We start from the raw sequence: 21,183 nt of genomic DNA on the forward strand, positions 1-21,183 counted from the left end.
GAGGCCTGCGCCGCGGCTCGGACCGCAGCGGCCACCGCCGGCGCCACCCGGGGATCGAACACGCTCGGCACGATCACCGTCGGGTTGATCCGCTCCTCGCCGACCACGTCCGCGATGGCCCGCGCTGCCGCCAACGCCATGTCGTCGGTGAACGACTCCGCGTGCGCGTCGAGCATGCCACGGAACACACCCGGGAACGCCAGCACGTTGTTGATCTGGTTCGGCTGATCGGAACGCCCCGTCGCGACGACCGCCGCGTGCCGGCGGGCCTCGCGTGGGTCGACCTCGGGGTCCGGGTTCGCCAACGCGAACACGATCGAGTTCGGTGCCATGGTGGCGATGTCGTCACCGGTCAGCAGGTTCGGCGCGCTCACCCCGATGAACACGTCCGCGCCGCGCAGCGCGCCGGGCAGATCCCCGGCGTACCCGGTCGAGTTGGTGTGCTCGGCCAGCCACTGCCAGGTGGGGTTCAACCCGCTCAGCCCTCGATGCAGTGCGCCCGGTCGGTCGTAGGCGATGACGTCCCCGACGCCCTGACGCAGCAGCAGCTTGATGATGGCGGTGCCGGCCGCGCCCGCCCCGGAGACCACCACCCGTACGTCGCTGAGCTGCTTGCCGACCACCCGCAGCGCGTTGGTCAGCGCGGCCAGCACGCAGATCGCCGTGCCGTGCTGGTCGTCGTGGAAGACCGGGATGTCGAGCAGCTTCCGCAGCTTCGACTCGATCTCGAAGCAGCGCGGCGCGGCGATGTCCTCCAGGTTGATCCCGCCGTAGCCGGGGGCGATGGCCCGTACGATCGAGACGATCTCGTCCGGATCCTGGGTGTCCAGCACCACTGGCCAGGCATCGACGTCACCGAACCGCTTGAACAGCGCCGCCTTGCCCTCCATCACGGGCAGCGCGGCCGCCGGACCGAGATTGCCCAGCCCGAGCACGGCCGAACCGTCGGTCACCACCGCCACGGTGTTGCGCTTTATGGTGAGCCGGCGCGCGTCGGCCGGATTGTCGGCGATCGCCAGGCATACCCGCGCCACCCCCGGCGTGTACGCCCGGGACAGCTCGTCTCGGTTACGTAGCGACACCTTCGGGGCCACCTCGATCTTGCCGCCCAGATGCAGCAGGAACGTCCGGTCTGACACCTTGCGGACCTCGACGCCGTCGAGCGCCTCGAGCTCCTTGACCACGTCGTCGGCGTGCGCCGCGTCGGCCGTGTCGCAGGTCAGGTCAACCACCACGCTGACCGGGTCGGAGTCGACCACGTCGAGCGCGGTGACGATGGCACCGGCCTCGCCGACACAGGTGGTCAACCGGCCGATCGCCGACGCGTCGGCGGGAATGCTGATCCGGATGGTGATGGAGAAGCCGGCACTGGGCAGGCGGGTGGTCGCCACGGGATCCCTCCGTCGTTGGTGGGGGCGGCCGGACCGGGCCGCTGCACCATTCTTGCGCGTGATCCGCGCCGCGCCCGCTCCACCCCGCGTACGGCGTGCCGGAGCCGTTCAGCAGCAGGTCACGGCGGCGGTCATCCGGTCCGGAGTCGGCCGCGATCCGGCCCGGTCCCGGCCATGTGGGTAGCCCGCGTCCTGATATGTAGGTGCGGCGCGGCCGTCGGCGTGTCACGATCGAATCCTGAGGAGGCAGCTTTTGCGTACATATCGTGCCGAGGAGACGGTCCACCCGCCGTTCCACCTGTCGACCGCCACCGACCCGGACGGCCGAACCGGCCCCAACGGCCCGATCGAGCCGACAGACGACGACACCACCGTCGGCGACCTGGAGCTGGCCGACCGGCACGCGCTGCGGCGCGTCGCCGGGCTCTCCACCGAACTCGCCGACATCACCGAGGTCGAGTACCGCCAGCTGCGGTTGGAGCGCGTGGTGCTGGTGGGAGTCTGGGAAAGCGGGACGGTCACCGACGCGGAGAATTCGATCACCGAGCTCGCCGCGCTCGCCGAGACCGCCGGGTCCCAGGTCCTGGAGGGCCTGATCCAGCGCCGCGACCGGCCTGACCCGGCCACCTACGTCGGCCGGGGCAAGGTCGGCGAACTCAGCGACGTGGTGCTCGCCTCCGGCGCGGACACGGTGATCTGCGACGGTGAGCTCTCCCCGTCACAGCTGCGCAACCTGGAGCAGAGAGTCAAGGTCAAGGTCATCGACCGGACCGCGCTGATCCTGGACATTTTCGCCCAGCACGCCAAGAGCAAGGAGGGCAAGGCCCAGGTCGAGCTGGCCCAGCTGGAGTACCTGCTGCCCCGGCTGCGCGGCTGGGGCGAAACGCTGTCCCGGCAGACCGGAGGCAGCGGCCGTGGCGGCGGTGCCGGTGGCGGCGTCGGCCTGCGCGGCCCCGGTGAGACCAAACTGGAAACGGACCGGCGCCGGATCCGTACCCGGATCGCCCGCCTGCGGCGGGAGATCAAAGGCATGCGGACGGTACGCGAGACCAAACGCGCCCGCCGTACCCGCAACGCGGTGCCTGCGGTGGCGATCGCCGGCTACACCAACGCCGGTAAGTCCAGCCTGCTGAACCGGATCACCGGTGCCGGGGTGCTGGTCGAGGACGCGCTGTTCGCCACCCTCGACCCGACCACCCGCCGGGCGCATGCCGCCGACGGCCGGGTCTACACCCTGTCGGACACCGTCGGCTTCGTCCGGCATCTGCCGCACCAGATCGTCGAGGCGTTCCGTTCCACCCTGGAGGAGGTTGCCGAGGCCGACCTGGTGGTGCATGTGGTCGACGGTGCCCATCCGGATCCGGAGGAGCAGGTTCGCGCGGTCCGCGAGGTGCTCGCCGAGGTCGGTGCCGACCGTCGCCCCGAGTTGCTGGTCGTCAACAAGATTGACGCGGCCAGCGAGGAGGAGTTGCTGCGGCTCAAGCGGCTCTGGCCCGACGCGGTCTTCGTCTCCGCCCGGCAGGCCCGGGGCATCGAGGCCCTGCGCGCCGCGATCGAGCAACGCCTGCCACGACCGGCTGTCCAGGTCAGCGTCATACTGCCGTACCACCGGGGTGACCTGGTGTCCCGGGTGCACCACCGGGGTGAGGTCCTCGGCACCCGGCACACCGCCGCTGGTACCCTTCTGCAGGCGCGCGTCGACGAGGCACTCGCCGCCGAACTCCAACCGTTCCTGACTCCGGGCGAGTGACATTCTTTCCGCAGACTCAGTGATCCGCCGAAGACTTCACGTGATTGATCACGGTGTAACAGTCGGACTCAGGCCGGCGTGCGACACTCGTCGGATGCGTCGGCTCCTGACCCCGGCCACGATCGCCGTCGGACTGCTCACGATCCACCTCCTGGCTCCGCCCGGCCCGGCCATGGCCCTGCCCGCCCAGGACCCCTCCCCGCCCGGTACCCAGCAGGTGACACCGGGTGAGCCGGTCTGCGAGATCACCGACGAGCGGCTGCGGGAGCTCTCCGGTCTCGTCGCCACCACCGACGGCTACGTCGTGGTCAACGACAGCACCGAGATCGACAGCAACGAGCGGGTGTTCTTCCTCGACTCGTCCTGCGACGTCGCCAACGCTGTCCAGTACCCGACGCCGCCGTTGGACCCCGAGGACCTGGCGATCTCCCCGGACGGGCAGACTCTCTGGATCGCCGACGTAGGGGACAACCCGACCGCCGACGAGCGTCGCGAACGAATCGCGCTGTGGTCCCTGCCGGTTGACGGCTCCGCCCAACCGGTCATCCATCGGGTGAGCTACCCGGACGGCCCGCACGACGCCGAGGCGTTGCTGATAGCCAACGACGGCACCCCGCTGATCATCACCAAGGAGACCGGCCCGTCCGGCCTGTACCGCCCGGTCGAACAACTCCGCAGCGACAACGACGACCCGGTGCCGATGGAGCGGGTCGGCGAACTCGAACTGCCCACCACCAGCACCCCGAACCTGTTCGCCGCCGCCGGCCGGCTCACCGTCACCGGCGCGGCCCGGTCCCCGGACGGCAGCCGGATCGCCCTGCGCACCTATGCCGACGCCTTCGAGTGGGACCTGTCGGCCGACGGCGACATCGTCACGACGCTCACCAGCGAACGCCCCCGGGCCACCCCGCTCACCGACCCGTTCGGCGAATCGATCGCCTACTCCCCGGACGGGGCCACCTTCCTCACCGTCTCCGACGTCGCCACCCTCGACGAGGGGACCCCGGTGGAGATCCTGCGTTACACCCCGAGCACCGAGGTCGCGGCCCAGGTCGACGACACCGGCGGCGGTGACCGGGAGGGACCGTCCTGGCTCAACCGGATCAGCCTGCAGGAGATCAACCTGCTGATCGCGGCGGTCGGTGTGCTCGGCGCACTGCTGGTCGGACTCGGCATCTTCGGTATCGTCCGGGCCCGGCGGACGGCACGGTCGGCAGCGATCGGTGGACGCGGCGGGGGCCGCGCCGATCGCGACCCGGACCGGTCCGACCGCGACCCGGGGGACCGCGACCGCGCTGCGGCCTACGCCAGCGATTCGCTGGGCAGTGGCGCCTACGCCAGCGATTCGCTGGGCAGCGGCGCGTTGCCCGGTGGCGGACCGGCCCCGGCCGGCCGTAAAGCCGGCGGTGTCTACGGCGCGGCGAAACCCGCCGCCGGTTCGGCCGCCCCGACCGGTCCAGGCGGTGGTGGCGTCTACGGCGGGTCGGCGGCAAGACCGCCCGCCGGCGGGGCCGGCACATACGGTGCCGCCAAGCCCGCCACCGGCGGCCGGGCCGGCGTGTACGGGGCCGCCGCGCCACGGCCGGACACCGGCGGCTACCGTCCGGCCGGCGGGGTCGACTCCGGGGCGGTGTACGGGGCGGCGAAACCGGCGCCACCGGCCCGGCCCGGCGCGGCAGGCGTCTACGGCGGTGCCGGGCACTCCGGCCGGTCCAGGGGCACCAAGGACGCACGCGACTCCGGCGGGTCCTGGGACCTCGGTGGCGACTACCCGGGCGACGGCTACCCGGCCGACCGCTACGACCAGCCGCGAGCCGGTGGGCCGCGCCCACCGGCCGGGCACGTCGAGCGGGAACCCGGCGTCTACGGCCGGTCCGCTCCCGAGCAGCCGGACGAATGGCGCGGCTGAGACCCCGCAGCTGACACTCCTGCGGCTGAGACCCCGCCGAGAACTGCTGCGCGCCGGGTCAGACCCGGCGTAGCACCGCCACCACCCGGCCCATGATGGTGGCCTCGTCACCGGGGATCGGGTCGAACGCGGCGTTGTGCGGCATCAACCAGACGTGCCCGTCGCGCCGCCGGTAGGTCTTCACCGTGGCCTCGCCGTCGATCATCGCGGCGACGATCTCCCCTGAGTCGGCGGTCGGCTGCTGACGTACCACCACCCAGTCGCCGTCGCAGATCGCCGCGTCGATCATCGAATCGCCCTTGACCTGCAGCATGAACACCTCACCCTCGCCGACTAGCTCGCGGGGCAGTGGGAAGATGTCCTCCACTGCCTGCTCGGCCAAGATCGGCCCACCGGCGGCGATCCGGCCCAGCATCGGCACGTACGCCGGAGCCGGCCGCAGCGCCCGCTCGGCCTCGTCATCGGCGGTGTCGTGCGGCGGACGCACGTCGACCGCCCGGGGACGGTTCGGATCCCGGCGCAGGAAGCCTTTGCGCTCCAGCTCCTTGAGCTGGTAGGCGACGCTGGACGGGGAGACCAGGCCGACCGCCTCGCCGATCTCCCGCACGCTCGGCGGGTAGCCGTGCCGGTCCACCCAGCTGCGAATGAACTCCAGAATCCGGCGTTGCCGGGCAGTCAGCTCGCCGTTGACCGGCTCGGGAAATGCGCTCACCACCGGTGTCACGGCACGCAACCGGGACTCGCCGGAACGGCTGCCGCGCCGTCCACGTACCGACGCGCCGGCGTTGACCGTCGTCGCGCCGCCGCTGCCTCCACCCTGCTGGGGCGGGCCCGCCCTGTCGTCGCTCGACACATCCGTCCTCTCCCCGGCCGTCAGATCGCATCCTGATCGGCACCATTGGTGTCGACCAAGACGGTAACCAGAGATCCGGTCAGGTTCAAACATCTGTACGAGATGTCGGTGCGTGTCGTCCTGGCAGTAGTTTATCGTACGCGCGTTCGACTGATTTCGGTGGCGGCATGGGCGGTAACCCTCGGGCAGGGATCGGTGTTGGCAGAGTGACGACGCGCCGAAGTGCGCCGGCCAACTTGACCGGGCCCCGGTTGCGGGCCTACCGTCGACCCCAACATCTAGTAGTTACAAGGGCGTAAGTTGTCCACAGGTTGGGTCTCCTGACTGAGAGCAACGTCTCCAGCGGGCCGGCCCCGCGTACCCGCGTGACCCTGCGGTGACCACTGCGCGCCCATTTCGACCCCGCGGCTCGACGGAAGGGACATCGGCATGCGCTGCCCGTACTGCCGGCACGCCGACTCGCGCGTGGTCGACTCGCGGGAAGCCGACGACGGCCAGCTCATCCGCCGCCGCCGGTCCTGCCCGGAATGCGGCAAGCGGTTCACCACCGTCGAGGAGGCGGTGCTCGCCGTGGTCAAACGCAGCGGCGTCACCGAGCCGTTCAGCCGATCCAAGATCATGGGCGGGGTGCGCAAGGCCTGCCAGGGCCGACCGGTGGACGACGACGCCATCGCCCTGCTGGCCCAGAAGGTCGAGGAGACCGTACGGGCCAAGGGCGCGGCCGAGATCCCCAGTCACGATGTCGGGCTGGCGATCCTCGGGCCGCTGCGCGAGCTGGACGAGGTGGCGTACCTGCGGTTCGCCAGCGTCTACCGGTCCTTCGACTCGCTGGACGACTTCGAACGCGAGATCGAGACGCTGCGGGCCGCCGCCGGGGCGCGGGAGGCCGCGACGACCCCGGTGGCGGCCGCAGCCGGGCCCGGGCCCGGCTGACCGGCCCCGCGGCAAACCCGGAACAGCAAGGCGTACGGCCGACCGCAGGTCCCGGCGGGGCGGGTACGGCCGAGAAAAAAAGCTGAACGGCAAGACGGAAACGACCGCGTGGCACGACGCTGCGCGAGAGCCTGAGGGGGCGATCAGATGGCGGGGGAAGGTGTGACCGCGAAGACAGGCGGTAGCGGTAGCGGCGGCACGGCGAAGGCCAACGGCGCGGCGGGTTCGGCCAACGGTGCGGCCAAGGCCAACGGCAAGGCCGGATCGGCCGCGGGCTCCAACGCGCGGGTACGGGCCAAGGCCGGCGCGGGTGGCCTGACCGTCGAGCGGGTGTGGACCAGCGAGGGTGTGCACCCGTACGACGAGGTGACCTGGCAGCGCCGCGACGTGGTGATGACCAACTGGCGCGACGGCACGGTCAACTTCGAGCAGCGCGGCGTGGAGTTCCCGGAGTCGTGGAGCGTCAACGCGGCCAACATCGTCACCACCAAGTACTTCCGTGGGGCGGTGGGGACCCCGCAGCGGGAATGGTCGCTCAAGCAGCTGATCGACCGGGTGGTGAAGACCTACCGGGCGGCGGGGGAGCAGCACGGCTACTTCGCCACCCCGGGCGACGCCGAGATCTTCGAGCACGAGCTGACCTGGATGCTGCTGCACCAGGTGTTCAGCTTCAACTCGCCGGTCTGGTTCAACGTCGGCACCGCCTCCCCACAGCAGGTATCAGCGTGCCAGCCGTACCACTCGCTCGTGAGCACGCCGGCCGGCCTCGTCCCGATCGGCAAGCTGGTCGAGGAGGACGCCGTCGGAGCCAAGGTCTACGACGCACACGGGCTGACCCGAATTCTCGCGGTCCAGGCCAACGGCATCAAGGACGTATTGCGCCTGCACACCAAAGCCGGCTACACCCTGGACGTAACCGCGGACCACCTGGTCTGGAAAGCGACCGGCGAGGGCACCGGTCGGTTCGTCGAAGCCGGCACCTTGGTCGCTGGCGACACTCTCGAATGGCACCGGCGGGGTAGCGACGGCGAGGCGGAGTTCCACCCCGGCGACGTCCACGAGGCCGCGCTGGCCGGTTGGCTGCAGTCAGACGGCTTTGTCGGCCAGTACGATCAGGGCACCAACCGGTCGCTGACAATCGAGGCGATGACCGTCAACGACGACGAACTCAGCTGGGTCGTCGCCGCGATCGACCAGGTCTTCCCTGGCGCGCACCGCCATGAACGCCGCGTCGTCACCCAGGACGTCACCCTCGACTGCCGGCGGACCCGGTTGTACGGGGAGAATCTGCGCCCGTTCATCGACAAGTGGGGCCTGCTTGCCCGGGGCACCGAGATGGAGGTGCCGGCAACGCTGTTCACCGCGCCGCTGCCGGTCGTCGCCGCTTATTTGAAGAGCATCTTCCAGGCAGAGGGCTATGTCTCGGAGCGTGAGGCGTCCACCTTGGTCGGCCTGGACATGATCGGCGAGCGGTTGATTCGCGGGCTGCAGCGGCTGCTGCTGCGCTTCGGGATCTTCGCCCGGGTCGGTTTCAAGGCCGACCCGCGACCGAACCGGCACGGCACCTGGTCGTTGCGCATCCAGAACCACGGCGACCGGGACACCTTCGCCGCAGAAATCGGGTTCGTCGACGCCCGCAAGTCCGGCAAGCTGGAGGAGAGCTTTGCCAAGGTGGGCCGGTCCGCCAAGGCGACGAAACGCCTCGTCATCGACCGGGTCGAACCGCTCGGGGCGATGGAGGTCTACGACATCCAGACCGAGTCGGGGGAGTACCTCTCCGACAACCTGCGAGTGCACAACTGCTTCATCCTCGCCGTCGACGACTCGATGGATTCCATCCTCGATTGGTACAAAGAGGAAGGGCTGATTTTCAAGGGCGGCTCCGGGTCCGGGGTGAACCTGTCCCGGATCCGCTCCTCCAAGGAGCTGCTGTCCAGCGGTGGCACCGCCTCCGGCCCGGTCAGCTTCATGCGTGGCGCCGACGCCTCGGCCGGCACCATCAAGTCCGGCGGCGCCACCCGCCGGGCCGCCAAGATGGTCATCCTCGACGTGGACCACCCCGACATCGAGGAGTTCGTGCAGACCAAGGCCCGCGAGGAGGACAAGATCCGGGCGCTGCGCGACGCCGGGTTCGACATGGACCTCGGCGGTGCCGACATCGTCAGCGTCCAGTACCAGAACGCCAACAACTCGGTCCGGGTCTCCGACGAGTTCATGCGGGCGTACGAGGACGGGGGCAACTTCGACCTGCGGGCCCGGCTCGACGGCTCGGTGATCGACACCGTCGACGCCAAGAAGCTGTTCGGCACCATCGCACAGGCCGCCTGGGAATGCGCCGACCCCGGTCTGCAGTACGACGACACGATCAACGACTGGCACACCTGCCCGGAGAGCGGACGCATCACCGCGTCCAACCCCTGCTTCACCGGCGACACCCTGGTCCACACCGACAAGGGCCTGATCCGGTTCGACGCACTCATCGACCGGAGCCGGCAGGGCGAATCGTTCGGTGTCTACACCCACGACGCCACCAACCCGGACGCCCCCGCCGACCAGGTCGTGCTGACCAGCCCCGAAGCGGTCATGATCACCGGGACGAACGAGATCACCCGGCTCGAGTTCAGCAACGGCATGGTGCTGCGCTGCACCCCGAACCACCGGATCTGGACCACCAACCGGGGGTACGTCGAGGCCAAGGACCTCACCCCGGACGACCAGATCCTGCCGCTCAACCAGCCCACCCCGGCGACCGCCGCGTCCTGGGAGTTCCGCATGCGCGCGGACAGCAGGGTGTCACCCGGCGACGTCGTGCCGACCAAGTGGCAACGGGAGTCCCGACTGCCGGAGAAGTGGACCGAGGACTTCGCCCACCTGCTCGGCTGGCTGGTCGGCGACGGCTCAGTCCGGGAAGGCACCCCGGGCGTACGCGGTGACAACCCCGGTGCTAGCTGGGTCTACAGCCAGTCCGACCCGGAGGCCATTGTCCAGCGGCACCAGACGGTGCTGGAAAGCATCGTCGGCCTGCGATTCGACCCGGTCCAGATGCCCAACGGCACCGTGCAGCTGCGCAGCAACCGTACTGCCGTCGTCGACTTCCTGACCGGGCTCGGCGTGAGCACTGCCCGCGCCGTGGACAAGCGACTGCCGTCGTCGGTGCTGGAGGCGCCGCCCGAGATCCAGGCGGCGTTCCTGCGCGGGCTGTTCGACGCGGACGGCTGCGCCGCCGAGACCGCCAACGGCACCCGTTACGTCGGGCTCGGCGCGGTCTCGATCGAACTGCTCCGCGAGGCACAGCGTCTGCTGAGTGGGTTCGGCATCGGCAGCCGGATCTACGCCACCCGCAAGGCCGGTGACACCACCTTCCGGTACACCACGAACGGTGGCGACGAGCGCGAGTACCACGGTAAGCAGCTCTACGACCTGCGGATCAGTGGGGAGAACATCCGCCTGTTCGCCAGCCGGATCGGGTTCGACCACCAGGCCAAGGCGCAGCGGGTGGCCCGTTGGCTCGAACAGCACCGGTTCTACCGGACGGATCAGACGGCGAAGTTGGTCAGCCGCGAGTTCGACGGCTTTGAGACCACCTACAATCTGTCCGAACCGCGCAACCACTCGTACATCGCCAACGGCGTGGTCGTCCGGAACTGCTCGGAATACCTGCACCTTGACAATTCGTCGTGCAATCTTGCGTCGCTGAATCTGATGAAATTCCTGCGGGCCGACGGCGGCTTCGAGGTGGAGAAGTTCGTCCGCTCCGTCGAGTTCGTCATCACCGCGATGGACATCTCTATCTGCTTCGCCGACTTCCCGACGCAGAAGATCGGCGAGACCACCCGGGCGTACCGGCAGCTCGGCATCGGCTACGCCAACCTCGGTGCCCTGCTGATGGCCTCCGGTCTGCCGTACGACTCGGAAGCCGGCCGGTCCTACGCCGCCGCCATCACCTCGGTGATGACCAGTACGGCGTACCGCCGTTCGGCGGAACTGGCCGGCGTGGTCGGCGCCTACGACGGCTACGCCCGCAACGCCGAGGGCCACAAGCGGGTGATGCGCAAGCACGCCGCTGCCAGCGATGAGATCCGCCCGACCGGCCCGACCGCCACCGCCCTGGCCCGGGAAGCCGCCCGGCAATGGGAGATCGGCAACAGGATCGGCGAAAAAAACGGCTGGCGCAATTCCCAGGCAAGTGTACTCGCGCCCACTGGTTGCCTCACCGCGGACACAATGGTGACCACCGACCGCGGGCTGGTGCGACTCGGTGAGATCGGCGACGTCTACGGCGACCGCTGGCAGGACCTCGACATGATGGTGTCGACCGACGAGGGCGCCCGCCAGGCGACGAAGTTCTTCGTCAACGGTGAGGAGCCCACTCGCCGGGTGGTCACCAACGGCGGCTACCAGATCCAGGGCACCCTGGCCCACCGGGTCAAGGTGGTGGAACCGGCGACCGGCGAATGGGTCTGGAAGCGGATGGCCGAGGTTGCCCCCGGCGACCTGGTACCGGTGCAGCTCGGCACCCTGGTCGGCGAGCCACGTCGGGTGCCGCTGCCGGTGCTCGACCAGGCGTACTACGCCGGCGACCGGCGACTGTACGTGCCGGACGCGGTCGACGCCGAGCTGGCCGAACTGGTCGGCTACTTCATGGGTGACGGCAGCCTGCACGCCAAGGGGCTGCGGTTCGCCGTAGCCGACACCGACCTCGACGTTGTGGAACGGTTGCGGGTGCTCGGCAAGGGCCTGTTCGGGCTGGAAGCGGAGGTCGCGGCGCGCACCGGCTACCAGGAGGTCGTCTTCTCCTCGGTGCGGCTGGCCCGCTGGTGGCAGGCAGCCGGGTTCGCCAAGACGCTGCCGCACCCGGAACACACCGGCAAGGGCTGGTCGCCCCGGGTGCCGTCGGCGATTCTGGAGACCAACGACGTCACCGTCTACATCGCGTTCCTGCGCGGCCTGTTCGAGGCCGACGGGACGGTGATCGAGGGAGTGCCGTCCGTGTCGACGTCCACCGAGTCGTTCGCCGCGGAGATCCGTACCCTGCTGCTGACCCTCGGGATGGCGACCACCACCCGGCGGACCCGCAGCGGCATGGGCAGCGACATCTGGCAGGTGCGGCTGCGCAATACCGACCACGCGATCCGGTACGAGGAGACGATCGGCTTCATCGGCGCCCGCAAGGCGGAGCAGATCGTCGCCGCGCCACAGCAGACCGGCAACCGGGACCGAATCCACCTGCCGCGTGAGCTTTGGGATCTGCTGGTGCCGGCCGGACACCCGATGCGCGGTGCGGTTGTGCAGTCGCTGGCGAAGACCGGCGGCGTGTCGCGGACGCTGGCCGGCGAGATCTACGGCGAGGTGCTGGACGACCGCCTCGGGCACGCGCTCGGCTACCTCTACGAGACAGTGGCGGCGAACGAGGACGGTGGCGTGCAGCCGACGTACGACCTGTCGGTGCCGGCCAACGTCACCTACGTCGCCGGCGGGTTCGTCAGTCACAACACCATCGGTCTGATGATGGACTGCGACACCACCGGGGTGGAGCCCGATCTGGCGCTGGTCAAATTCAAGAAACTGGTCGGCGGTGGCTCGATGCAGATCGTCAACCAGACGGTGCCGCGCGCGCTGCGCAGCCTCGGCTACCCGGAGGAGCAGGTCGAGGCGATCGTCGAGCACATCGCCGACCACGGTCACGTGGTCGACGCGCCGAGCCTGCGCACCGAGCACTACCCGGTGTTCGACTGCGCGATGGGGGAGCGGTCGATCGCGCCGATGGGGCACGTGCGGATGATGGCGGCGGTGCAGCCGTTCATCTCCGGGGCGATCTCCAAGACGGTCAACATGCCGGAGGCGGCGACCGTCGCCGACGTCGAGCGGATCTACTTCGAGGGCTGGAAGCTGGGCCTGAAGGCGCTGGCGATCTACCGGGACAACTGCAAGGTGGGCCAGCCGCTGTCGGCGGCCAAGTCGGACAAGGCCAAGGAGACCGCCGCCGCCGAGCAGGCCAAGGTGATCGAGAAGGTCGTCGAGAAGGTCGTCGAGTACCGCCCGGTGCGTAAGCGGCTGCCGAAGAAGCGTCCGTCGGAGACGGTGTCGTTCTCGGTCGGCGGTGCCGAGGGCTACCTGACCGCCTCGTCGTACCCGGACGACGGCCTCGGCGAGGTCTTCCTCAAGATGTCGAAGCAGGGTTCGACGCTGGCCGGGGTGATGGACGCCTTCTCGGTGGCGATCTCAATCGGCCTGCAGTACGGCGTACCGCTGGAGACGTTCGTGGCGAAGTTCACCAACATGCGCTTCGAGCCGGCCGGCATGACCGACGACCCGGACGTGCGGATGGCCGCGTCGGTGATGGACTACATCTTCCGTCGCCTGGCGTTGGACTTCCTGCCATACGACCGCCGGGCCGAGCTGGGCATCTTCACCGCCGCCGAGCGGACCGCGCAGATGCGGGCCGAGGCGGAGGCGGAGAACGCGGCGTCGGAGCTGTCGGAGATGGCGGTGTCCGCGCCGGTCGAGCCGAAGCATCCGGAGGCGTCGGCGCCGTCGTCGGCCGACTCCGGCAGCGGTACGGCGACCGAGCCGGCCGCCGCGAGCACGCCGGCCCCGTCGTCGGTGCACTCGTCGACGGAGCTGCTGGAGGCGGTGATCGGCAAGGCTGCCGACGCGCCGCTCTGCTTCACCTGCGGCACGAAGATGCGCCCGGCCGGCAGCTGCTACGTCTGTGAGGGCTGCGGTTCCACCTCCGGCTGCAGCTGATCGAACACGCGTCACGGGGAGCCGGATGTGATCCGGCTCCCCGTTCGCGGTCGGGCTGATGACGGCACCGCCCGGGCAGGGTGATCATCTAGCGATGACCACCGCTGAGGTGTACGCCGACTTCGCCCGCCGGCAGGCGTCCGGGGTGTCGCCCAGCTACGAACGGCTGGCGTACGCGGTCGCCCGCGACGACGATCTCTTGGCGCTGCTCGACTCGTTGCCGCCGCCGACCCGGCAGCCGAATCTGCTGTTCGGGGTGGTCCGGCTGCTCGGCGGGCCGGTCGACGACCCGGCCGCGTTCCACGACTTCACCATGGCGCACTGGCCGGAGGTCGAGGCGCAGATGCGTCGCCGCCTCACCCAGACCAACGAGGCCGGGCGGTGTGCCGTACTGCTGCCGGTGCTGGCGGCGTTGCCGCAGCCGCTGGCGCTTCTCGAAGTCGGCGCGTCGGCGGGCCTGTGTCTCTACCCGGACCGGTACGCCTACCGCTACGACGGCGGCCCGACCGTGGGGCAGGGCGAGCCGTTGCTCGACTGCGCGACGACCGGCTTGACGCCGCCGCGTACCCGGCCGGAGGTGGTGTGGCGGGCCGGGCTGGACCTGACTCCGCTGGACGTCACCGACGCCGACGACGTCGCCTGGCTGGACGCGTTGATCTGGCCGGAGCAGGAGCATCGGCGGGCCCGGCTGGCGGCCGCGGCGGGCGTCGCGGCGACCGATCCGCCGCTGCTGGTCCGGGGTGATCTGGTCGACGACCTGCCGGCGTTGGCCGCGTCGGCACCGCCGGACGCGACGCTGGTGGTGTTCCACACCGCAGTGCTCTACCACGTGCCGGCTCCGCGCCGGTCGGTCTTCGTCGACCTGGTACACGGCCTGCCCGGCCACTGGGTGGCGAACGAGGGGCCGGACATCCTGCGCCACGGCGCGCTGCCGCCGCCACCGGACGACACCCTGCACAACGTGCTCGCCCTGGACGGCCGGCCACTGGCCTGGACCCGACCGCATGGCCAGGGGATTGTCTGGTTCGGCTGATCGCCGACCCGGGCGGCGGCCGTTTCACAGGTGGGCGGCTCGCGCGTCGCGGGTTGTCGCCGGCCGGGTTGTCGGCAGCGCGTGGGACAGGAAGTCCCGGATGCGGCCGACCACGGTGTCCAGGTGGCTTTCCAGCAGGAAGTGACCGCCGCCGGGCACCAGGTGGATCTCGGCGTCCGGAAGGTCCCGCGCGAAGGCACGCGCCCCGTCCGGCCCGAAGATCAGATCCTCGGCCCCCCAAACGGCCAGTAGCGGCACCTGACTGCGCCGAAAGTACGCGTGCAGCTTCGGGTACAGCGGAGGGTTGGTGGCGTAGTCGCGGAAAAGCGCCAGCTGTGCCAGGTCGTTGCCGGGGCGGCTGATGTCGCGGTGGTCGTACGTCCAGGTGTCGGGGTCGACAAGGTCGGGGCGGTCCACGCCGTGCAGGTACTGCCAGCGGATGGCGTCCAGACCGAGGGCGGTGCGCACCGCCGGCTCCGTGTCCGGTCCCGGATCGTCGGCGTACGCCCACACGGGTGTCCAGAAGTCGGGGACGAAGCCGTCGTCGTACCCGTTGCCGTTCTGGCTGATGACCGCGGTGATCATCTCGGGGGCGCTGAGGGCGAGTCGCCATCCGATCGGAGCGCCGTAGTCCTGCACGTAGATGGCGCAGCGGGTGACACCGAGCTCGGCCAGGAACGCTTCGGTGACGTCGGTGAGCGCGTCGAACGTGTACGGGAACGTGTCGGCGGGCGGGGCGTCGGAGTGGCCGAAGCCGATGTGGTCGGGGGCGATGACGTGGAACCGGTCGGCGAGTCGCGGGATCAGCCGGCGGAACATACGTGAGCTGGTGGGGTACCCGTGCAGGAGCAGCAGCGTCGGCGCGTCGTGGGGGCCGGCCTGTCGGTAGAAGACGCGGTGCCCTCGCACGGTGGCGTACCGGTGATGAACTTCGACCATCTCTAACCCTCTCGGAACTTCGTGGTGGTTATCTGGATTCAAGTGGACCCGATCTGCGATAACCTGTCAAGCGCGGCGAGAGGGTTAGTGGCGAGGGTGGGTGAGGTCACCGTGATCGACGAGCAGGCGCTGATCGAGGCGCTGAACAGCACACCCGTGGTGGACGGCCGGCCACAGGACCGGTGGGCCGACGACACCGCACTGCGGCAGTGGGCACACCGGCACGGAGGCTCCGGCGACCCGGCAACGACCACCTGGCTGCGGACCGCCAGAGACGCGCTGCAGACCGCCACCCGCGGTGCCGTGCCCGAAGCGGACCTGCGGCGGATCCTCGCCGGCGTCCAGCAGCTGCCCGAGGTCGACGCGTCGGGCCTGCGCTGGCGCCTGTGTGGGCCCCCCGACCGGATGCTCGCCGTGCAGCTGGTGCTCGCCTGGTTCGACGTACAGGCCCGGCTACCCGGCCGACTGCGGCCCTGCGACAACACCGAGTGCCGCCTGTTCCACCTGGACCGCAGCCGTGCCAACACCGCCCGCTGGTGCTCGATGAAGACCTGCGGCAACCGGCTGAAGGCGCGCCGACACCAACAACGCGCCCGCCGGGAGCCGGCACCCTGAACAGGGCAGCACGGTCCACCGCACGAACTCAGGATCCGGTTCGTTCGCCCATCGTTTCCAGCCTGGGGGCGCACCTGATCTGGCGGCTCGTCGTCGATGCCACCGCGACGACGGCCAGCCACGCCGCCAGGGCGGCGAAGGTCGGCACCGCGCCCAGGGTCTCCAGCGCTATGCCGCCGAGGAGGGCACCCACGGGGCGGGCACCCCAGCCGATCATTCGGGAGGCGCCGTTGACCCGGCCCTGGAGGCGGTCGGGGGTCAGGGCGTACCGGTAGGCGGCGGTGGTGGTGTTGAAGATCGGGCCCATCAGTGCGCCGACCGTGTAGACCGCCCCCAGCGTGAACACGGTCGGGGCCAGGGCCAACGCCGCCATCTGCGCGACCCACCACCAGAGCGCGCCGATCAGGACCACGTTCGGGGAGACGAGGCGTTGTACCGGCGGGGCCACCAGGGCACCGGCGATCGCGCCCACGCCGAAGAGCCCGAGCAGCACACCAACGGCGGTCGGGGACGCGCCGAGGTCAGTGGCGCGCACGATGACGGCCAGGCTGAGGGCGCTGAAGGCCAGGTTGCCAGCCGACGCGATCGCCACGAGGGCGCGCAGGAGATGCTGACGCCACAGCCAGCGGACACCCTCGGCGATCTCTGCCAGCAGGGGGCGACGCTGCGCCACCCGCTTCTCCTCCAGGTCCCGCCGAACCGGGGCGACCAGGGCGACGCCCACCACGTACGACACGGCGTCGGCGGCGAACGGCACCGCGTGGCCCAGCCCGAACAGCAGGCCGCCCAACGGGTGGCCGGCCAGGTCGGCACCCTGGTCGCGGGCCTGGTTCTGGGCGATCGCCGTCGGTAGTTGGGGTTTGGGTACCACGTGTGGCAGGGCGGCGGTCTCGGCGAGCAGGAAGAAGACGTACAGCGTGCCCTCGACGAAGGCCACGACCATGAGGTGACCGATCGTGACCCGTCCGAGCGCGACGGCCACCGCGACCGATGCCAGGGCCACCGCCCGGCCGGCGTCGGCGACGAGCATGATCCGTTTGCGGGGCCAGCGGTCGACCAGGGCACCCGCCGGCAGGAACCAGATCAGGAACGGGGCCGCCTGCGCGGCCGCCACCAGCCCGGCCTGCGCCGGTGAGCCGGTGACGGCCAGCACGAGCAGCGGGTACGCGAGGCCGCTGATCCGGGTGCCGAGCGTCGATACGACCTGGCCGGTCCACAGTAGGAGGAAGTCACGGTTTCGCCAGAGGGAGACCGGCACCGGACCAGTCTGGCAACCGGCCGAGGTTGGGCACAACCAAGATCATTTGATGTTCTGCTGGGATCGTGTCGGCGTGTCGGCCGGCTTTTCATCAAGTGATCATGGCTGGCCGGGCTGGTGCAGCCAGACCCGCAGGGCGCCGATCGGGGCGAAGCCGTGTGCTCGGGCGCGGGCGAGGTCGTCGCCCTGCTCGTAGCCGACCAGCGGCAGCCCCGGGGAAGTGGAGGGCTGCCTCGGTGATGGCGGTCGCCCGGATATCGGACTGTTCGCCGCTGTCAGCGGCGAACAGGTTGGACAGACCGACGACGTCGCCGTCACAGGTCAGGACGAAGCCGCCGGCGCGCCTGCCGGAACTATCAGACGCCCCAGTCCCGCCGGAGCACCGCCGCCTGTCCGCAGAACCGACCTGACCGCCCGTCGCGCTGGCCGGGCAAGCGCTACGCGCACACGGTTGCTCCGGTGCCGGTGCCAGCCGATCGCAAAGATCAGATGACGTAAATTCGGGTGACATGCCGAGGAACTCCCGCATTCTCGTCAGCTGATCTTGTGGCTGCGTCGGCTCCCTGGTGATGAGTATTCGTGTCCGTACCCCCGTCATACCTGCGACGGGCCACGACGAGCGGAACGACGACCTGATAGGTGTGGAGACGCGGCTGATGGCAGCAAGCCGACCGGATGCTCGGGTCGTTCGAGGACGCCGAGGACACGGACACGGTGCAGGAGACGTTCCTGCGGGCCTGGTGGCGTCGGGAAGAATGCTGAGTGGTGTCCCGGAGCCCGGTCGCACTGGGTCTTGCATCAGCGCAATGCGTCTGCGCTGCGTTCGCACCACTCGCGGAACGTCCCTGGCGCCCGGCCCGTGAGGTTCCGCACATCGTCGGTCACGTAGGCGGCGCGACCCTTCGGAACACCGTGTTCAGATATTCCAATGCCTGCGCCTGCTCGGCGGGCACACCCTTGGCGATCTGCGCCCGGGCAAACTCTCTAGTAGGGCAGCCGTACTTCGTGACCTGACCGGTGCGGTGGGGTATGGACGGACAGGATGTGCGGCGACGGAGACGGCCACCGCATGATCGTCCGGTGTTGTGTGGACAACGAAGGATCACGAGGTGGCCGCAGCGGCCATGGTAGAGGCCGGTCGGGTCGAGGAGAACCTCGCCACGCTGATGGGAGACCTCGGCGCGTGTTTCGCCCGGGTCGAACCACTACGGCAGGCCGGCAAGTACGTCCGTGGCCTGATCGCCGACCTGCCACGCAAGAACTGCTGGACCCTGGCCGAACACGCCGGGGACACCACCCCCGACCGGATGCAACGGCTACTCGAACGCGCGGTCTGGGACACCGACAAGGCGATGGGTGAGGTGCCCCGAGGATTCCGGACAGGGAGCCAATAAGGTTACCCTGTAAGGAAAGTCGAGGGAAGAAGCGCGATGGCACGCATAAGCTCATACACCCCAGAGTTCCGTGAAGAAGCAGTGCAACTCGTTCTACAGTCGAACAAGCCAGTGTCGCAGGTTGCCCGGGAGATCGACGTTCACCCGGAGACGCTGCGTTCCTGGGTCCGCCAGTACCGGCGGGAAAACAGCGGCGCCCAGGACAGCCCACAGATCGGCGTCGACGAGCGCGCTCGACTGAAGGAACTCGAACGTCGCAACCGGGAACTCGAAATGGAGAACAGCTTCCTGAAAAAAGCCGCGGCGCACTTCGCGAAGGACCCTCGGTAACGAGCTTGTACGAGTTCATCGAGACGATGCGACTCGACACCGCGAAGTACGCCTACCCCGTCGACTTCATGTGCGAACAACTCGGCGTGTCCAGGTCCGGGTACTACGAATGGCGAACCCGCCCCGACTCCGCGACCGCCACCCGCCGCGCCCACCTTCGATCGGCCATCGAGGAGGTGTTCGCCGCGTCCGACGGCACCTACGGGCATCGACGTGTCCACGCGCAACTGCGGCGCCAGGGCGTGTCCGCCGGGCCGGAACTCGTCCGCCAGCTGATGCGCGAGCTCGGGCTCGTGCCGTGCCAGCCCCGCCCGAGGCGGTGGGGTCTCACCCAGTCGTCGTCCGGCACGGTGCCTGACCTCGTCGGCCGGGAGTTCACCGCCGACGCGCCTGGCGAGAAGCTCGTCGGCGACATCACGTACATCCCGACCGGCGAGGGGTGGCTGTATCTGGCGACCGTCATCGACTGCTGCACGAAGGAAGTCATCGGATACGCGATGGACGACCACTACCAGACGCCGTTGATATCCCGCGCCATCCGTAACGCCGCCCGGAATCGCGAACTCAGGAAGAACGCCATCTTTCATTCGGACCGGGGCAGCAACTACATGTCGGACGACTACGGCAGAACGCTTCGGGATCTGAGGTTGCGGCGATCTGCTGGCCGGACCGGAACTTGTTTCGACAATGCGATGGCGGAATCGTTCTTCGGTGCGCTGAAGAACGAACGCGTGTCGCGTGTGAAGTATCCCACTCGTGAGGCGGCGCGCCGGGACGTTACTGCCTACATCGAATTCTGGTACAATCGTCAGCGTCTGCATTCAGCGGTGGGCTACCGACCTCCCCGGGAAGTCCACGCAGAGTTCGAGAACCTTCAAATCGCGGCGTGAAAGAACCGGCCGAACCACTGTCCGGAAAACGCGAGGCCCCTCAGGGCGTGGTCCGTGACTTCGCCGTGGCACGCCTGGCCGACCCGGACGGCGACAACACGCTGATCTTCGACGAGAGCGGGGTGGAGAAGACCGGCACCGGCACGTGCGGCGTGACCCGCCAGTACGTGGGCTGCGCGGGAAAGGTCACCAACGCCGTCAACCTGGTCAACGCCACCTACGCCACCCGCGCCGGCCACGCCCTGGTCGGCTCCCGCCTGTGGATCCCCGCCGCCGACCTCGACGACGACGCCCGCCGCGCCGCCACCGGCGTCCCCGCCGACACCGAGTTCGCGACCAAACCCCGACTCGCCGCCGACCTGCTCACCGAGACACTCGACGCCGGCGTACCGGTGCGGTGGTGCACCGCCGACGCCGTCTACGGCCGGGACCGGCGGCTACGCGACACCTGCGAGACCCGGGGAATCGGCTACAGCCTCGGCGTGCCGTGCTCGTTCCGGATCACCCTGCCCGGCTGGAAGACGAAGATCCGCGCCGACACCGCTGTCACCGCCCTGACCACCGACACCGCCTGGCAGACCATGTCCTGCGGGGCGGGTTCCAAAGGCGACCGCTGGTACGCGTGGGCGTGGATCGCCACCGCCAGCCCTCGCCACTACCTGCTCGTGCGCCGGAGCCTGGCTGACCCCGACGACCTGGCCTACTTCTACTGCTGGATACCGGAGCGTCTTCCGGCGACCCTGACCGCGTTGGTGAGGGTGACCGGCCGGCGGTGGACGATCGAGGAGGACCACGGGTTCGGCAAGGACCACTTCGGGTTCGACCAGTTCCAGAACCGGCTCCACACCCCGATCATGCGGCACATAGTGCTGGTCATGGCCGCGCTCGCCGTCTGCGCGGTCACCGCCGCCGACGCCGCGGCCGGGACCACGCCACCGCCCCGACCCACCCACCCCAGCGAACCACCACCGGCCGACCTCGGACTCATCCGGCTGACCGTTGTCGAGATCAAGAGGCTGTACAACCTCGCTACCAGAGCCTGGCACAGCCTCGAACACCATCTCCGCTGGTCCTGGTGGCGCCGCCGCCATCAAGCCCGCGCCCGCTGGTACCACTACCGATCCAGACTCACATGATCAAG

Annotated in this window: 11 protein-coding genes and 3 pseudogenes; 9 read left to right on the top strand and 5 right to left on the bottom strand. The window is 69.6% G+C overall.

Annotated elements, in window-relative coordinates; genetic code table 11:
* Positions 1–5: 5 nt before the first annotated feature.
* Positions 6–1,391 (bottom strand): annotated as a pseudogene (locus tag O7553_RS07040) (NAD-dependent malic enzyme); the annotation flags it as partial.
* A gap of 346 nt (positions 1,392–1,737) precedes the next feature.
* Here O7553_RS07040 and hflX point away from each other — a divergent pair.
* Together hflX and O7553_RS07050 are read left to right on the top strand one after the other, a co-directional pair.
* Positions 1,738–3,141: a GTPase HflX gene (hflX, locus tag O7553_RS07045; RefSeq protein ID WP_281555508.1), complete on the top strand. Its 1,404-nt coding sequence runs from the start codon at positions 1,738–1,740 to the stop codon at positions 3,139–3,141.
* A 94-nt stretch (positions 3,142–3,235) separates the two neighbouring features.
* Entirely contained in the window at positions 3,236–5,050 is a 1,815-nt protein-coding gene (locus tag O7553_RS07050) for a hypothetical protein (protein WP_281554031.1), read from the top strand.
* Positions 5,051–5,108: 58 nt separating this feature from the next.
* On the opposite strand, the gene lexA is transcribed toward O7553_RS07050, so the two are convergent.
* Entirely contained in the window at positions 5,109–5,783 is a 675-nt protein-coding gene (gene lexA / locus O7553_RS07055) for a transcriptional repressor LexA (RefSeq protein ID WP_281555509.1), read from the bottom strand.
* Positions 5,784–6,332: 549 nt separating this feature from the next.
* Here lexA and nrdR point away from each other — a divergent pair.
* The 3 genes from nrdR to O7553_RS07070 all read left to right on the top strand — a co-directional run bounded on the left by nrdR (position 6,333) and on the right by O7553_RS07070 (position 14,616).
* Entirely contained in the window at positions 6,333–6,836 is a 504-nt protein-coding gene (nrdR, locus tag O7553_RS07060) for a transcriptional regulator NrdR (RefSeq protein ID WP_281554032.1), read from the top strand.
* 330 nt (positions 6,837–7,166) lie between these two features.
* On the top strand, positions 7,167–13,583 hold the full coding sequence (locus tag O7553_RS07065; protein ID WP_281555510.1) for an LAGLIDADG family homing endonuclease: 6,417 nt from the start codon (positions 7,167–7,169) through the stop codon (positions 13,581–13,583).
* Positions 13,584–13,677: 94 nt separating this feature from the next.
* Positions 13,678–14,616: a DUF2332 domain-containing protein gene (locus O7553_RS07070; RefSeq protein ID WP_281554033.1), complete on the top strand. Its 939-nt coding sequence runs from the start codon at positions 13,678–13,680 to the stop codon at positions 14,614–14,616.
* Positions 14,617–14,640: 24 nt separating this feature from the next.
* Here the strand turns inward: O7553_RS07070 and O7553_RS07075 are convergent, their stop codons facing one another.
* Positions 14,641–15,555 (bottom strand): alpha/beta hydrolase, encoded by a 915-nt coding sequence (locus O7553_RS07075; RefSeq protein ID WP_281554034.1) that lies wholly within the window; start codon positions 15,553–15,555, stop codon positions 14,641–14,643.
* Positions 15,556–15,651: 96 nt separating this feature from the next.
* On the opposite strand from O7553_RS07075, the gene O7553_RS07080 reads away from it, so the two are divergent.
* Positions 15,652–16,170 (top strand): CGNR zinc finger domain-containing protein, encoded by a 519-nt coding sequence (locus tag O7553_RS07080; protein WP_281554035.1) that lies wholly within the window; start codon positions 15,652–15,654, stop codon positions 16,168–16,170.
* 28 nt (positions 16,171–16,198) lie between these two features.
* Here the strand turns inward: O7553_RS07080 and O7553_RS07085 are convergent, their stop codons facing one another.
* Together O7553_RS07085 and O7553_RS30130 are read right to left on the bottom strand one after the other, a co-directional pair.
* Positions 16,199–17,428, bottom strand: coding sequence for an MFS transporter (locus tag O7553_RS07085; RefSeq protein WP_281554036.1), 1,230 nt, complete (start codon positions 17,426–17,428; stop codon positions 16,199–16,201).
* A gap of 798 nt (positions 17,429–18,226) precedes the next feature.
* Positions 18,227–18,414: pseudogene (locus tag O7553_RS30130) on the bottom strand (NmrA family protein); the annotation flags it as partial.
* Between the two features lie 180 nt (positions 18,415–18,594).
* Here O7553_RS30130 and O7553_RS07090 point away from each other — a divergent pair.
* From O7553_RS07090 to O7553_RS07100, 3 genes and pseudogenes are all read left to right on the top strand, one after another.
* A pseudogene (locus tag O7553_RS07090) lies at positions 18,595–18,774 on the top strand (IS701 family transposase); the annotation flags it as partial.
* Between the two features lie 84 nt (positions 18,775–18,858).
* Positions 18,859–20,042, top strand: a protein-coding gene (locus tag O7553_RS07095) for an IS3 family transposase (protein WP_281554037.1) whose coding sequence is annotated in 2 segments (ribosomal slippage) — positions 18,859–19,126 and positions 19,126–20,042 — 1,185 coding nt in all. Because the reading frame shifts where the segments join, the coding sequence is not laid out codon by codon here.
* Positions 20,039–21,178, top strand: a complete 1,140-nt coding sequence (locus O7553_RS07100) for an IS701 family transposase (protein WP_281554038.1) — start codon at positions 20,039–20,041, stop codon at positions 21,176–21,178. Before O7553_RS07095 ends, O7553_RS07100 begins: the two co-directional genes overlap by 4 nt.
* Positions 21,179–21,183: the final 5 nt, after the last annotated feature.

The organism is Solwaraspora sp. WMMA2059 (assembly GCF_027497315.1).
Taxonomy (GTDB): Bacteria; Actinomycetota; Actinomycetes; order Mycobacteriales; family Micromonosporaceae; genus Micromonospora_E.